Annotated in this window: 11 protein-coding genes and 3 pseudogenes; 10 read left to right on the top strand and 4 right to left on the bottom strand. The window is 40.4% G+C overall.

Going from position 1 to position 14568, the window contains the following annotated elements; genetic code table 11:
- Positions 1 to 570: 570 nt before the first annotated feature.
- A complete protein-coding gene (locus EAF07_RS02320) occupies positions 571 to 1311 on the bottom strand; it encodes an amino acid ABC transporter ATP-binding protein (protein ID WP_121834685.1) in 741 nt (246 codons plus the stop codon).
- Positions 1311 to 3473, bottom strand: coding sequence for an ABC transporter substrate-binding protein/permease (locus EAF07_RS02325; RefSeq protein WP_121834686.1), 2163 nt, complete (start codon positions 3471 to 3473; stop codon positions 1311 to 1313). The genes EAF07_RS02320 and EAF07_RS02325 overlap by 1 nt, the downstream gene beginning before the upstream one ends.
- Positions 3474 to 3849: 376 nt before the next feature.
- Between EAF07_RS02325 and EAF07_RS02330 the strand changes: the two genes are divergently transcribed.
- From EAF07_RS02330 to EAF07_RS02355, 6 genes and pseudogenes are all read left to right on the top strand, one after another.
- Positions 3850 to 5823: an elongation factor G gene (locus tag EAF07_RS02330; RefSeq protein WP_183121642.1), complete on the top strand. Its 1974-nt coding sequence runs from the start codon at positions 3850 to 3852 to the stop codon at positions 5821 to 5823.
- Between the two features lie 284 nt (positions 5824 to 6107).
- Positions 6108 to 7058 carry an aldo/keto reductase gene (locus EAF07_RS02335; RefSeq protein ID WP_121834688.1) on the top strand — a complete coding sequence of 317 codons (951 nt, stop codon included), beginning with the start codon at positions 6108 to 6110 and terminating at the stop codon, positions 7056 to 7058.
- 129 nt (positions 7059 to 7187) lie between these two features.
- A complete protein-coding gene (locus EAF07_RS02340) occupies positions 7188 to 7646 on the top strand; it encodes a MerR family transcriptional regulator (RefSeq protein ID WP_121834689.1) in 459 nt (152 codons plus the stop codon).
- Positions 7630 to 8525 (top strand): annotated as a pseudogene (locus EAF07_RS02345) (amidohydrolase family protein). The gene EAF07_RS02340 and the pseudogene EAF07_RS02345 overlap by 17 nt, the downstream one beginning before the upstream one ends.
- 2 nt (positions 8526 to 8527) lie before the next feature.
- Positions 8528 to 9160: a putative quinol monooxygenase gene (locus tag EAF07_RS02350; RefSeq protein WP_121834690.1), complete on the top strand. Its 633-nt coding sequence runs from the start codon at positions 8528 to 8530 to the stop codon at positions 9158 to 9160.
- Positions 9161 to 9294: 134 nt separating this feature from the next.
- Positions 9295 to 9525: pseudogene (locus tag EAF07_RS02355) on the top strand (cupin domain-containing protein); the annotation flags it as partial.
- Between the two features lie 90 nt (positions 9526 to 9615).
- Here EAF07_RS02355 and EAF07_RS02360 read toward each other — a convergent pair.
- The gene (locus EAF07_RS02360) at positions 9616 to 9855 is read right to left on the bottom strand and encodes a hypothetical protein (RefSeq protein ID WP_121834691.1); all 240 of its coding nucleotides are present in this window, start codon (positions 9853 to 9855) and stop codon (positions 9616 to 9618) included.
- Positions 9856 to 10350: 495 nt separating this feature from the next.
- Between EAF07_RS02360 and EAF07_RS02365 the strand changes: the two genes are divergently transcribed.
- The 3 genes and pseudogenes from EAF07_RS02365 (at position 10351) to EAF07_RS02375 (ending at position 12778) form a co-directional block, all read left to right on the top strand.
- Positions 10351 to 10779 (top strand): Rrf2 family transcriptional regulator, encoded by a 429-nt coding sequence (locus EAF07_RS02365; protein ID WP_121834692.1) that lies wholly within the window; start codon positions 10351 to 10353, stop codon positions 10777 to 10779.
- A 153-nt stretch (positions 10780 to 10932) separates the two neighbouring features.
- The gene (locus EAF07_RS02370) at positions 10933 to 11937 is read left to right on the top strand and encodes an NADP-dependent oxidoreductase (RefSeq protein ID WP_121834693.1); all 1005 of its coding nucleotides are present in this window, start codon (positions 10933 to 10935) and stop codon (positions 11935 to 11937) included.
- A gap of 3 nt (positions 11938 to 11940) precedes the next feature.
- Positions 11941 to 12778 (top strand): annotated as a pseudogene (locus tag EAF07_RS02375) (alpha/beta fold hydrolase).
- Between the two features lie 105 nt (positions 12779 to 12883).
- Here the strand turns inward: EAF07_RS02375 and EAF07_RS02380 are convergent.
- Entirely contained in the window at positions 12884 to 13435 is a 552-nt protein-coding gene (locus EAF07_RS02380) for a TetR/AcrR family transcriptional regulator (protein ID WP_183121644.1), read from the bottom strand.
- A 124-nt stretch (positions 13436 to 13559) separates the two neighbouring features.
- Here EAF07_RS02380 and EAF07_RS02385 point away from each other — a divergent pair, with 124 nt between their 5' ends.
- The gene (locus EAF07_RS02385; RefSeq protein WP_121834695.1) at positions 13560 to 14540 is read left to right on the top strand and encodes an NAD(P)H-dependent flavin oxidoreductase; all 981 of its coding nucleotides are present in this window, start codon (positions 13560 to 13562) and stop codon (positions 14538 to 14540) included.
- Positions 14541 to 14568 lie beyond the last annotated feature (28 nt).

A 14568-nucleotide genomic window follows, 5' to 3' on the forward strand; every position in this document is an offset into this window, starting at 1 on the left:
AGTAATAACAGAATGCAGCAGTGGTTGATTGAAAGTCTGCAATTGGCCACTTCTATATTTTCAAGAGTCCACCTAATACTCATCCAAAATCAAAATTAGAATTTTAGAACCACTAATATCGTTGAGATGGTGACGAGCGTAACGAGAAAAAATGTTTCTTTCGCTATAGTGGTATTCTTATTAGTGAAACTGTCCAGTGGACAGTTTCAGCCTGAGCTTAGAAATTAAAAAGTGAGGGTAATTGGCTTGATAAGAACGGATTTTTGGGAGAACTACAGAAATTGAAAGTCAATTTCGTAGTAGTTCCCCCGCAAGGATGATTAGGGTGGACGCTGTCGAGTAGTCGACAAGTACATCCAATCATCTACTGCGATAGAGATAAGCTCAAATCTAGCAATGAAACTCCGTAGGAGGTTTTGATGTTGACTTCGTCAGCTTCATTTCCCACCTCAAAAGGTCTCCCAGACCTTTTGAGCGCCCCACACCACATTAGGAGAAGTGCTAACAAAAATACTAAATAAAAACTAATTGACTTTACAACATAAAAAAGAAGTTCGGGATGAACTTCTTTTAAACGTTTAAGACTTTATCTAAAAATTCGATAAGGCGTGGGTGTTTTGGATGGTCAAAGATTTCTTCTGGTGTCCCGTCTTCGAGGAACTGACCACCGTCGGTAAAGATGACACGGTTGGCAACTTTGCGAGCAAATCCCATTTCATGAGTTACGATGAGCATGGTCATTCCTTGTTCAGCAAGGTCTTTCATAACGTTTAAAACGTCACCGACCATTTCTGGGTCAAGGGCAGAAGTTGGTTCATCAAAGAGCATGATATCTGGATTCATAGCGAGGGAACGAGCAATCGCAACACGTTGTTTTTGACCACCAGATAGGCTAGTAGGCATGGCGTTAGCTTTATCAGCTAAACCGACTTTTTCTAAGAGTTCCATTCCTAGTTTTTCAGCCTCTGTCTTGGTTTGTTTTCCTAATTCGACAGGAGCGAAAATGATATTTTCTAGAACAGTCATGTGCGGAAAGAGGTTAAAGTGTTGGAATACCATTCCGATATTTTCACGTGCACGGTCGATATTTGTTTTAGGGTCAGATAGTTCGAATCCGTCTACGACAACTTTACCTGATGTAATGGTTTCAAGTAGGTTGAGTGTTCGTAAGAAAGTTGATTTACCAGAACCAGAAGGACCAATGATGCAAACCACATCGCCTTCATAGAATTTGGCATCAATGCCTTTTAGAACCTCATTTTTTCCATAATATTTGTGGAGGTCTTGTACATCAATTTTCAATTCAGCCATTATTTAGTCCTCTTTTCTAAGTGTTTTGCCAAGCGGGTAAGCAGTGTAATGATTACTAAATACATTACTGCTAGGATAGCATACATGCGGAAAGATTGGTAGTTTCTAGCGATGATAATTTTACCTGTTTGGAAGAGTTCAACAAGCCCGATTGCAGAGACAATAGTAGTATCTTTGAGTGAGATAACAAACTGGTTGATGAAGTTTGGCAACATCAATTTGACAGCTTGAGGTAAAATGACTTTACGCATGGTTGTTTTATATGGAATACCAAGGCTTCGGCTGGCCTCCATTTGACCTTTATCAACGGCTTCGATACCACCTCGAACGATTTCGGCAATATAAGCTCCGCCATTTAACGAAAGGGCAATCGTAGCAGCAAAGAAGTCATTGATAGGGGATTGTTGGCCTGTTAAGCTTTGAATAAGATTAGGAATTCCCCAGAAAATGAAAGCAGCCACAATCATAAGAGGAATACCGCGGACCACATCAACGAAAATGCTAGCAATGGTTCTCAGAACTCTACTTGGTGCAACGCTCATCATACCAAATAGGATACCAATAAGGGTAGCGATAGCAAAGGAAATGAGGGTTAAGCTAAGGGTTGTCCAAAGTCCTGATAAGAGTTGGCTATAGTTGTTTGAGAGAAGACCTGAAATCGTTGTCTCATCGACAGCAGTAGTGCTGTTGTTTGAACCAAGGTATTTATTGATGATGTTATCGTATTCACCAGATTCTTTTAAGACAGCTAGACCATTGTTAAACATAGCAAGGAGTTCTGGATTTGTACCAGTTTTTACGGCAAATCCGTATTCCCCAGATTTTTCCCCAGCTAGTGGTGTGTCAAAATCTCGTCCTTGTTGGATGGCATATTTGAGAACTGCTTCATCATCCATGAGGGCATCAACTGAACCTGAGTTCAAGCTATCATACATGGTTGATGCTTCATCGAAGGCTTTTAGTTTATAGCCATACTCTTTTTCATGCTTTTCTAAGAAATTGTAAGAAGCTGTACCGTTTTTGGCGGCGACTGTTTTTCCTGAGAGATCAGCGTATTCTTTAACGACTGTCCCTTTTTTGACAGCGAGTAAAATGTTAGAAGTGTAGTAAGGGTCTGAAAAATCAAAGATTTCGCGACGGGCATCTGTGATAGACATACCAGCAATAACAGCGTCAGCTTGTCCAGCTTGAACAGCATTTAAGGCTGCATCGAAGCCAGGGTTGGTAATTTCAATGGTGAAATCTTGTTGTTTAGCGATTGCTTTGATTAGCTCGATATCAATACCGACGTAGTTACCACTGTCATCTTGAAATTCAAAGGGTGCAAATGATGAATCAGCAACGATTTTATAAGATGATTTAACAGGTGTTGCTTTAGCAGAACTATCTCCTGTTGAGGCTAATTTAGAGGTATCAGCCCCAAGCCATTTATTCATAATCGTATCGTAAGTACCGTCTTTTTTCATTGCAGCAAGAGCAGTATTGAAATCTTTAACAAGATACTCATACTCAGAGCCTTTTTTAACGGAAAAACCAAAGGAACCGATAGATTCACCTGCGATATTAATGGCATAGTTTTTACCTTGTTTAATGGCATATTCAACGACTGGTTGGTCATCCATAGCCGCAAAGACAGATCCAGTGTCAAGGCTGTTATTCATTAAATCACTGGTATCAAAGGTTTTGATTGTGAAGTTATACTTGTCTTTGTTTTTTTCAAGAAAAGCTTGCGCAGCAGTACCATTTTTGACTCCGACAACTTTTCCTGATAATTCTTTATAGGAAGATACTTTTTGATCAGCGCGTGTGTAAACGACAATTTTAGTATCGTAGTAAGGGTCTGAGAAGGTAAAGACTTTTTTACGGGCATCAGTGATAGTCGTTCCTGCCATCAAAGCGTCAGCTTGTCCAGCTTGGACAGCATTGACTGCTGCATCAAAACCAGGGTAGGACATGTTTAAATCCCAGCCAGAACGTTTAGCGACTTCAGTGATAATATCGACGTCAATGCCTTTGTAAGTTTGGTCAGCATCCCTAAATTCAAAGGGAGCATAGGCAGTGTCTGAAACCACATCAACGGTATCAGCAAGGATGGTTGCACCTCCAAATAGAAGGAACAATGACAGAAAACTTGCCATCAATAATTGCATTTTTTTCATCATACAGAGAACTCCTTTTTGTAAAATTAAAGACTATTATATCAAAAAAGAAAATCAAAAGCAAATCTCACCTCTTTTATATGTTAGATTATGTGACATAAAAAGCAGAAATCTCGTTATATGATAACCTTTTAATTTGTTTAATCTAATAAAGCTGTTAATGGTATCCTAGTTATTTTTTGGCTATAATGTCATTATGAAAAAAATATTATTAACATTATTAACAGTGGCTCTATTAGTTCTTATGGCTATAAAGATTTTTCCAGAACCTGAAGTTGCTTTGCATCATTTTTTAGGATGGTATTAGATATACAACATAGCATTTTTGCATAATGAGAGATATTTGGTCATGGAGAAATCAAATAATAAAGGAGGAGTTATGCCCGATTTTAAATCTATTATGAATGTTGGTCTAGTTGCTCACGTTGATGCGAGTAAGACAACCTTAACTGAAAGCCTTTTGTATCATGCAGGTGTGACTCGCCAATTAGGAAAAGTTGATGAAGGTACTGCTTTGACTGATAATTTACAAGTGGAAAAAGAACGAGGAATCTCTGTCAAAGCTGCATCGGTTAGTTTTATTCATAATGATGTTCGTCTTAATTTGTTGGATACACCTGGACACGTTGATTTTGTATCTGAAGTTGAACGTGCCTTGTCTGTTCTTGATACAGCAGTTTTAGTTATTTCTGCGGTAGAAGGGATTCAAGCTCAGACAGAAGTGCTTTATGAAGCATTAAAAGCTCAAGGAACTAATATCGTTATTTTTATCAATAAAATTGACCGTGTTGGGAGTGACAGTCAAGCCGTAATGAAAAAAATTCGAGAGACCTTTACTCCTCATCTTTTGCCCCTTAATCAAATCCTAGCTGAAGAAACGCGTGAAGCAACCTGCCAAGGTCTAACCCCATCATCTACTATTTGGCAAGAAGTTTCAGCAGATTTTGATGAGGAGTTGCTAGAAGCCTATTTAGATGGCAAGGAATTATCTGAGCATCACGTTTTAGCAACCTTGAAAGAAGCTATTAGGAAAAGAGAACTTGTTCCCGTTGTTTTTGGAAGTAGCCTTCATGATGTTGGTGTTGATACGCTACTAAATGCCTTGTCTTCAGATTATTTTTTGTCAAAAAATATAGCAGAACAGTCAGAAAAATTATCAGGAATTGTTTGGCGAATTTCCCATGATAAAACCATGGGACGTTTAGCTCATGTTAGACTTTTTGGTGGCAAAATTAAGGTGCGTGACAGTGTTTCTATTTCTAAATTTAGAAATGATTCAATAGAAGAAGAGCCTAAGTATGCCCCAAAAGTGACTCAAATTAGAAGATATCAAGGTGAAAAATTTAACGATTTATCAGAAGCTATTGCAGGTGATGTTGTAGCACTTTGTGGTTTGGCAGACGCAGAAGTCGGTGATATTATTGGACAGAAACCAACTCATATTAGTTATCCTTTGGCTATTCCACTTTTAGAAGTTGGGGTTTCGCCTGCTACGCCTGAAGTGATAGAGGCTTTTCGTGAATTATCTGCTGAGGATCCACAACTTAATAGTACCTATGATTTAGAAACACGTGAACTAAACATAACGATAACAGGTCGTATCCAACTGGAAATTCTAAGTCAAATGGTTCAAGAGCGATATGGTTTGGAGGTCACCTTTACCCAACCAACGGTGATTTATAAAGAAACACCAACTGGAATTGGCTATGGTCATGAAGTCTACACCATGCCAAAACCTTGTTGGGCTGTTATTGATTTGAAAATTGAGCCTCTACCAATAGGTTCTGGCATTGAATTTGAGTCAATTGTATCAGATGATGACATGCATTATAAATACCAATCCCACATTGCGGCAGAATTACCACGCGCTCTTAAGCAGGGTGTTTATAATTGGGAAGTAACAGATATTAAAGTTACCTTGATTGGTGGAGAACATCACCGTATGCACACACATCCATTAGATTTTTTCTTGGCAACTCCTCTAGCTGTAATAGATGGTCTACAGAATGCCGGTATGACTTTGCTTGAGCCTATGCAGAAATGGCGTATTACTGCTGATGAAAGTCTAATTGGTAAAATTATCGGAGACTTGATCCAGATGCGTGCCACTTATGGGGCGCCACAAATTTCAGAGGGGATTTGTACTCTAGAAGCGAGAGTCCCTGTGGCTACTAGCCTTGATTATCCGATTCGTTTAGCGTCTTTGTCTTCTGGAAAAGCGGTGCTATCAGTCCGTTTTGATGGTTATCAACCCTGCCGTCTAGAAGATGGTGCTATCGGTAAACGTCGAGGTGTTGATCCAAGAGATCGTGATAAATGGATTCTAGTCAAACGGAGTGCGATGAGTGGCTAAATAGGTAGTGAAATAATTGATAAAAAGATAATATAGTTATCTGTTGTCAGAGTTTTTGCTACGTAAAATTTAGCTATTTAGGTATAAAAATGATCATTTGCAGATATCTATTTTAAAAAGATAAATGTTAGATCATACCGATTAATGTATAAAAGAGAGTGAGGTAAAAGTCCTGATTTTGGAAGCATGACTTTTGTCTCACTTATTTTTACATAAAAAAACACTTGACTTGTAGTCAACTACAAGTGGTACACTATCACCATCAACAAAAAAGGAGAAATAAAATGACAAAACATACCGCATCAATCGTACTTGGAACATGGTCTTGGGGAACTGGAGGATTTGCTGGTGGTAATGTGGTTTTTGGCAATCATCTTGATACGACTGACTTGAAAGATGTTTTTTCGGTTGCTATGGAAAATGGTCTCAACACCTTTGATACTGCCTTTGCCTATGCTAATGGAGAATCTGAGAGGATTCTAGGTGAGTTAGTGAGCCAATATGACCGGTCAGAAGTCGTCCTATCTGACAAATTTACACCAGGAATGCAGGATGATACCAAAGAAAATCCAGTCGCAGATATGTTAGAAGGCAGTCTTAAGCGTCTGGGAACAGACGATATTGACATTTATTGGATTCATAACGCAGCTGATGTTGAACGTTGGACACCGTTTTTAGCAGATTTAGTTAAATCAGGGCGTGTGAAACGGATTGGTGTGTCGAACCATAGTCTTGACCAAGTGAAACGTGTTCAGGAAATCTTGAAACCAGCTGGGGTACAAATTTCAGCCGTTCAAAACCATTTTAGCTTGCTTTATCGCAATTCTATTGAGAATGGATTGCTTGACTATTGCAAGGAAAATGATATCCAATTCTTTTCTTACATGGTTCTAGAACAAGGTGCGTTGTCTGGTAAATATGATAACCAGCATCCTATGCCAGCCGATTCCAATCGAGGTAAAACCTATAATCCGATGTTCCCAGCTTTGGGCGATTTACTGGCTGAATTGAAACACTTGGCTGAACAACACGAGGTTAGTCCAGCACAAATTGCGACAGCTTGGGCAATCGGGCGTGGAACAACACCAATCTTAGGCGTGACAAAAGTTGAACAAGTTCTAGATGCGGCTAAAGCTAGCGACCTAGTTCTCAGTGCGTCTGAAATGGCAAGATTAGAAGAATTGGCTTTACAAGCTGGTGTCGATACACGCGGTGGCTGGGAAGGACAAGCTTAATAGAATGAATCAACAAGGCCTGTCTGAGTAACTAAATGATGCAAGAGTTGACGTGCTAAAAAATGTAACTTAACAAAAATTCTAGTATACTAGAATTGAAAGATACGTTTAGTAATAGAAGGTAATACAATGTCAGAAACAAAAAAATACACCATTACAGAAGTGTCACAAAAATATGATATCAATCCCAATACCCTGCGTTATTATGAACGGATAGGGCTTTTACCAGAGATTCCCCGTCAGTCTAATGGCAATCGCTATTTTACAGATGACCTTAATAAGTGGCTTGAAATGATTATTTGCCTACGTCACTCTGGCATACCGATAGAAGCTTTGATTGATTATTGTCAGTTACTTATGCAGGGTGATCAAACGGTGGAAGCGCGTGAAGCCTTGTTACGTGAGCAACTAGCAGTACTTGTACAGAAGCAAAAAAATCTCCAACGTTCCATTGATCGCTTGACACGCAAAATTAGTCTTTATGAATCTGGAGAGATTTTAAATAAGGACACTTACTATGAAGAATATGGCATTATCTTTGATGAAGATGGCAGCTGGAAGGAGAGACTGGATGACTTTGAAAATTGATGCTTTTGCTCATGTGCTACTCCCTGAGTTTTTTGGAAAAATGCTGGCGCTGGATAAGAATCTAGTCTCAAAAATGCACTTTGTCCCAAATCCTGTCTTGACGGGTATGACCAAGTGTCGAGAGAGTATGCCCGATACCCCTAAACACATCGAGATGATGTAAATACTGCTGAAGCGACTCAATTGGTAGAACTTGCGAATGAGGAATTGCTAGCGACGGTCAAAGCGAATACGGATACCTTTGCGGGTGGTGTAGCCATGGTGGCTATGAACAATATTCCAGAAGCGGTGCGCGTGATAGAAAGTTTTGTCACTAGTCATCCTGAAATACTTGGGATTCAGTTATTTACGCGTCATCTAGGAAAATCTTTAGCAGATGAGAGTTTCAAGCCCGTCTTTGCAGCTGCTGCTAAGGCAGATATGCCAATCTGGCTCCACCCAGTTTTTGATCCACGAAAGCCAGACAATAATATTATTTTTAGCTGGGAGTACGAATTGACTCAAGCCATGCTAGACATTGTGCAGGCTGGGTATTTTCAAGAATTTCCAAATCTCAACATCTTGGTTCATCATGGTGGGGCTATGGTTCCTTATTTTGCGGGGCGGATTGAGCATATTTTACCAGAGGAGCAGGCGAGTGATTTCAAGAAATTCTATGTAGATACAGCTCTTTTAGGCAATAGCAAAGCTCTGGAACTCTGTGTGGACTATTACGGTGTTGACCATGTTCTTTTTGGGACTGATGCACCTCTTGGGATTCTTCCAGCTGGAGCGACAGAGGTTATCCGTCACGCTATCAAAGAACTACCTTTGACGGATAATGATAAGGAAAAGATTTTTCGTGGGAATGCCAATAGGCTCTTTGGATTAGGAGGTTGAAAATGACAGAAATATTTAGACTATTTCGTCTTGGTTTGGACTTAGGTTATAAAGAAGAATATAAGCAAATTGGCTATACGAATTTTACCCAATCAATGGCACTAGAACCAGGGACTTTGGCTATGTATGGTAGTCACCTTCCAGAAGATTACAGCCAGCAAATCGTTGTGGAACGCTATGATAATGAAGAGGCTTATCAGAAGCATATTCAATCATCTCATTTTAAGGCTTTTGTAGGTTTAGCACAAAAAGCACTGACTAGTCGTGAAGTGGTAACCTTGGTGCCACAATTATTGCTTCAAAAACCAACAGCCTTGCGGATTTTTGATGATAAGCAGTTAGCTGTTCGACTAGCTACCGTGACGGTTAGCGATAGCAAAGCTTTTTCAGAGATTGTATTACCTGAAATGCAGACCAGCATGGAAAAAGAAGATGGCGTTTGGGTCATGTATGCTGGTACAGATGTGGACAATCCTAATACGTGGTATTTCTTTGAGGTCTATCAAAATGAAACTGCTTATGAGCAACACAGAGAAACACCGCATTTTAAAGACTATATTGAACGAAGTGCTAAATTGGTCCTAGATAAACACCTTCAGACGTTGCATGGTGATATGTTGGTGAATCGAGGATAGATTTAGTAGCCTGATGACAAGTTAAAATACTTTTGAAGCATTTATTAACTTTCATTATAGGTATTTGTCACTGTTAGTAGTTAGAGGTATACTGTAATCGAGATTAACATTATTGTAGAAAGAAGTGATGACTCATGTTTAAACATGAAGGTGTTAAAAATAATCCCTTATTTGCCTTTGGAGAAGAAAATCCGTACGGTGCTAGTTTTACGGGACAATCCTATCTAGCAATGTTGGCACAAGCGCCAGATGGTATTACCAGTGTTGGAAATGTGACCTTTGAACCGGGGTGCCGTAATAATTGGCATGTGCATTTGGATGGCTACCAAATTCTTCTTGTTACTGGAGGCGAGGAAGACGGTAAGTATTAGAGAGCGCCAATCGTAATATAGACAGCCAAAAAAACGAGCAAATCTAAAGGATTGCTCGTTTTTTGTTGCCGACAAGACTGTCTCCTAAGCTTTCTTAGTGAATTTTTGATAAGCTGTGTAGAAGAAAATAAGAGATACTAAGATAAGCAATGCCAAAACACCGTTAGCACCAGCAATGTTGTAAACCGCATAGATAATAGCATTTAGTCGTCTTGTACCGCCTGTCTGTTCCCAAAGCAGGATATCGCTACGCATCCAAAATCCTAGACCGATGAAGACGATTCCTAATATTAAGTTAGCGAAGGCTTGCATTGTGTTTTTCATGAGTTTAGTCTCCTTAATATTTGTTTCCTTTATTGTACACTATTAGTTTCTATAGAACAAGACCACGAGTGTGGTGAAAACGGTAAACTCTGTATGATATAGTAATGGCATAAAGGCTGGGATAGCGTTAAGCCGCTTTGATCAATTTTAGTTCTATCAGTAGCTCCTTGCTCTTTCTGATTACTTTTTCAATTCAATATGACCTTGAATTGTTGTAAAGCCCTAGTCTTAAATTGACGGAGTTAAATCTGATAAAGTAGTCTTTGAGGCAAGTAGGTAGCCTCCTGAACTATTTTAAAGTAACAAATGGTCCGGTGCCTCACAGCTATCATGCACACCTGCTCGTGATAGCATAGCAATAGCAATCGGTATTAGCAGGTTTTACTAAAAAATAAAAGATTTTAGTTGACATTTTTGTCTCTTCAACTTACACTTGTATCATAAACAAGAACAAGTTAGAGGATTTTATCTAACATTTGTTTAAGAAGGAGTCTTATGGATACGAAATTTTCAGTAGCCATCCACATTTTAACCATGATTTCTGAGAGTAAGGAGACCTTATCTTCTCAGGCATTGGCAACCAGTGTGGGCACCAATGCCAGTTATATTCGTAAGGTCATTGCTCTCTTGAAAAATGCCGATTTATTGATGTCACATCAAGGCAAGAGCGGGTATGCGTTAACGAAAACACCAACAGAAATCAGTCTTTTAGACATTTACTATGCGACGCAAGAAGTGACTCAAGTCAAACTCTTTCAAGTGCATCAGCATGCCAATCTGGAATGTCCTGTTGGTAAACATATCGAAGGGGCAATCAATCCAGTATTTAAAAAGGCAGAGCGTCAGCTAGAAAAGGAGCTGGCCAGTCAAAGCCTTGCAGATGTCATTACAAATTTGTACCGTCAAGCAGGAGTTACCAAGTAAGCGCTTGGTAATTTCTATTATTGAATTTGTATCTGTATCTACGACAGATACAAAAAGTTACAAAAAGATTATCATGACATTCTCTAAACGTCGTTTGAAGTTTCAACCTTGCAGACCAGCTCTGCTATTTCCAAAAAAGAAAGAAGAAAACTAATGAAAGCAGCACAATTAAATGCCTACAATAAAAACAACCTTAACCTCAATATCGTCGATGTCCCAAGGCCTGAGCCAAAAGATAAGCAAGTCTTGGTCAAGGTGCTGACAGCCGGGGTCAATCCGCTGGACAATATGATTACCCGTGGTGAGGTCAAAATGATTGTTCCTTACAAAACACCCCTTACCGCTGGAAACGAAGTGGTTGGATTGGTTGAAAAGATAGGTACCGGCGTGAGCCAGTTTGCCGTAGGGGATCGTGTCTTTGGTCGCTTGCCACTAGATAGTATTGGCGCTTTTGCCGAGTACGTTGCTGTGGATGCGGTGGCTCTAGCTAAGGTTCCTGATTATTTGACAGATGAGGAGGCAGCAGGGGTTCCTCTGACGGCTCTAACCATCATGCAAGCGTTCGGCCTTATGGATGCTGAAGCTGGCAAGACCCTCTTTATTTCTGGTGGGACTGGTGGTGTCGGTGCCATGGCTATTCCTCTTGCTAAAGCCAAAGGATTAACCGTTATCACTAATGGGGACATCAGGAATCGTGACCGAGTCTTGGCGCTCGGGGTCGATCAGTTCCTAGATTACAAGACTCAGGACTACACCAAAATCCTCAGCAATGTTGATTATGTCTTGGACACTCTAGGTGGTACTGAGACCGAGAAACAAATGGCTATCATGAAAAAAGGTGGTCAGATGGTATCTCTCCGTGCCATGCCAAATGGAGCCTTTGCCAAACGCATGAAACTTCCTAAGTGGAAACAAATCCTCTTTACACTGGTTGGTCGCCAATTTGACAAGATGGCTGACAAATATGGCGTTCACTATCACTTTATCTTTGTCGAAAGCAATGGGCAACAACTCCAAGAAGTAGCAGATATTTTTACCAAACTAGAGATTAAGCCATCTATTGATACGGTTTATCCTTTTGATGAGGTCAATGCTGCGCTGGATAAGGTGGCAAATGGACGCTCACGCGGTAAAACTGTTCTCAGCATGAAAGGATAACGCATGGCTTATTTAGAAACCAAAAACCAATACCTTACTGTTCAAGAGAAGAACATTGCCTACCGTGAAATCGGTAAGGGGAAGTCAGACTATCCTTTGGTTATGTTAGTCCATCTCGCAGCAACCATGGATAATTGGGACCCTAAACTCATAGACCTTTTGACCCAAACACAGCATGTCATTTTACTTGATTTACCTGGTGTTGGGGACAGCGACGGTAAGGTTGCAGGTACCATTCCAGGAATGGCAGAGCAGATGATAGATATTGTCAAAGCCCTAGGCTACAACAAAATTAACCTTCTCGGTCTGTCTATGGGGGGATGATTGCTCAAGAAGTGGTGCGTATGGCTCCAACTTTGGTGAATCGCTTGATTTTAGTAGGGACTGGTCACCGTGGCGGACTTGGTATTGATCAGGTAACAGCAAAGACCTTCCGTTATATGGCACGAGCTGCTTGGCATCGTGTGGACCCTAAACGTTATATTTTTTATGGTCATGATGACAATGGCAGAGCAGAAGCAGATAAGGTGCTCAGTCGCCTAGCCAGTCGCAAGAAAGCTTATGCAGACAAAGAGATGGCTGTGCCCAGTTTTTTGCGCCAGTTAAAAGCCATTAAAACCTGGGGGAAGCACCTGAAGATGACCTACAGTTTGTGACCCCACCAACCCTGATTGTCAATGGTGACAAGGACATGATGGTACCAACAGAAAACTCCTACATCATTCATGACAAGATTGCGAATAGCCAACTGATTATCTATCCTCATGCAGGCCATGGGTCGATCTTTCAGTATGCGGAAGATTTTGCTAAGGAGTTAGAAGTGTTTTTAACTCTAAGATAAAGTATTTTTTGCAGAAACGATAGTCATCATAAGAAAAAACAAGTGGCCTCCTAGCTTAATGACGTAATGGAAGACACTTGTTTTTTGTTATTGTGTTGGACATTTTCACCCCACCCTCATCTGTCCAACGATGGCAAAAAGCTTATCTTGAGCCTCTGTAAGTGACAAATCAGTCTCTAACAACCAGTATTCGACAAAGGCGACAATAGCGCCAGAGAAGATGTGGATAGAAGCTGTGTCTATGGTCAAACCAAGTTTTTGGCTGCCATCTAGATTAGCAGTCACAATCATCTGTTGGAAAGCTGTAGAAAAGTTAGCTGGTTGACTGGTCAGAAGCTGATGAATGATAAAACGATTGTGGTCCACAGCATTTAGGATATTGTCTAAAAACTGACGGTTTTCTCCCGGTGTGATATGGCTAAGGTCTTTAGCAACAGGACGGCAAGCATCTTTGATAGAAAGGAGAAGCTCATTGAGAATGTTATCGTAAAGATGTTCTTTCGTTTCATAGTGTTGGTAAAAAGCATTACGAGATACTTGGGCCAGTTCACAGAGTTCTTTGACAGATATTTTTGAGAGCTCTTTGGTTTGTAATAAGCTAAGAAAAGCCTTTTGGAGGGCTTTTTCGGTTTTTTCAAAGCGTAAATCTTGTTTCAATATGACAATCCTTTCTAATGTGTCACCTAAGTGACAAATGTTCGCTAAGTGTCCATTGACCTTTTTAAATGACACTTGTAATATAAACACTATAACATAGTGAAACAAAGAAAGCGAGAAAAAGATGGCAAATCGTGTAACAGACATTTTAGGGATTGAAAAACCAATTATTCAAGGACCTTTAGCATGGTTAACAAATGGGAAGTACGCTGCGGCTGTGAGTGCAGCTGGTGGACTAGGTGTGTTAGGGATTAGTGCAGGTCAAAAGGTAGCTGCAACAACGGTTGAAGAAACCATTGAAAACATGCGCCGTGAAATCCGTATTGCCCGTGAGATTACGGATAAACCTCTGGGTATCAATGTGGCGCCTGGGCATGAATTAACCGATATTTTTACTGGTCCTATGCTTGAGCTCATGGTTGAAGAAAAGGTTCCAGTAGCTGTTATGGTTGGGCAATTTTCAGCTTACTGGGCTGCAAAATTTAAAGAAAAAGGCATCAAAATTGTTTTTCGAGCAGAAAACCCAACAGCTCAAAATACGGAAGAAGCCATTCGAGGTGGGGCAGACATTATTGTGGCAACTGGATTTGACGAAGGGGGAACGGTTCCTAGTCAAGTGATTGGAACCTTCTCCATTGTTCCTATGATTGTGGATGCTGCTAAAGGTCGTGTCCCTGTTATGGCAGCAGGTGGTATCGCAGATGCAAGAACTGCCCGCGCAGCCTTTGCCCTAGGGGCAGAAGGGCTCTACGTTGGTACAGCCTTTATGATGTCAGAAGAATCTATCGTGGCGCAAAATATCAAAGACATGGCCTTGGAAGCTGACGCTACAGATCTCTTACTATACCGTACCGTTCCGGCCTACTACCGCTCATTGCCAGGTGAGATTCCAAACAAACTGTTAGAAATGAGCAATAGCGGAGCGACAGAAGAAGAGATTTTCGCTGTTCAACGTGGCTACAATGGCATGCGTGATGGGATGCTCTTTGGAGATCTCAGCAAGGGCTTTGCCTCATTTGGTCTCGGTATTTCAATGATTGACAAGATTGAGCCTGTCTCAGTAATCATGGACAAACTCATGTCAGGTATTGAGGATTTAATCTAAACGATTTAATATAGATGAAAATGAGGAA

The sequence above is a fragment of the Streptococcus hillyeri genome (assembly GCF_003686955.1).
GTDB classification, from domain to species: domain Bacteria; phylum Bacillota; class Bacilli; order Lactobacillales; family Streptococcaceae; genus Streptococcus; species Streptococcus hillyeri.

Bases quoted from the DNA above. Each gene is read 5' to 3' on its own strand.
- EAF07_RS02360 (WP_121834691.1), bottom strand. From the start codon at position 9,855: ATGAAAAACACAATGCAAGCCTTCGCTAACTTAATATTAGGAATCGTC.
- EAF07_RS02365 (WP_121834692.1), top strand. From the start codon at position 10,351: ATGGATACGAAATTTTCAGTAGCCATCCACATTTTAACCATGATTTCT.
- EAF07_RS02335 (WP_121834688.1), top strand. From the start codon at position 6,108: ATGACAAAACATACCGCATCAATCGTACTTGGAACATGGTCTTGGGGA.
- EAF07_RS02325 (WP_121834686.1), bottom strand. From the start codon at position 3,473: ATGATGAAAAAAATGCAATTATTGATGGCAAGTTTTCTGTCATTGTTC.
- EAF07_RS02320 (WP_121834685.1), bottom strand. From the start codon at position 1,311: ATGGCTGAATTGAAAATTGATGTACAAGACCTCCACAAATATTATGGA.
- EAF07_RS02370 (WP_121834693.1), top strand. From the start codon at position 10,933: ATGAAAGCAGCACAATTAAATGCCTACAATAAAAACAACCTTAACCTC.
- EAF07_RS02350 (WP_121834690.1), top strand. From the start codon at position 8,528: ATGACAGAAATATTTAGACTATTTCGTCTTGGTTTGGACTTAGGTTAT.
- EAF07_RS02330 (WP_183121642.1), top strand. From the start codon at position 3,850: ATGCCCGATTTTAAATCTATTATGAATGTTGGTCTAGTTGCTCACGTT.
- EAF07_RS02385 (WP_121834695.1), top strand. From the start codon at position 13,560: ATGGCAAATCGTGTAACAGACATTTTAGGGATTGAAAAACCAATTATT.
- EAF07_RS02340 (WP_121834689.1), top strand. From the start codon at position 7,188: ATGTCAGAAACAAAAAAATACACCATTACAGAAGTGTCACAAAAATAT.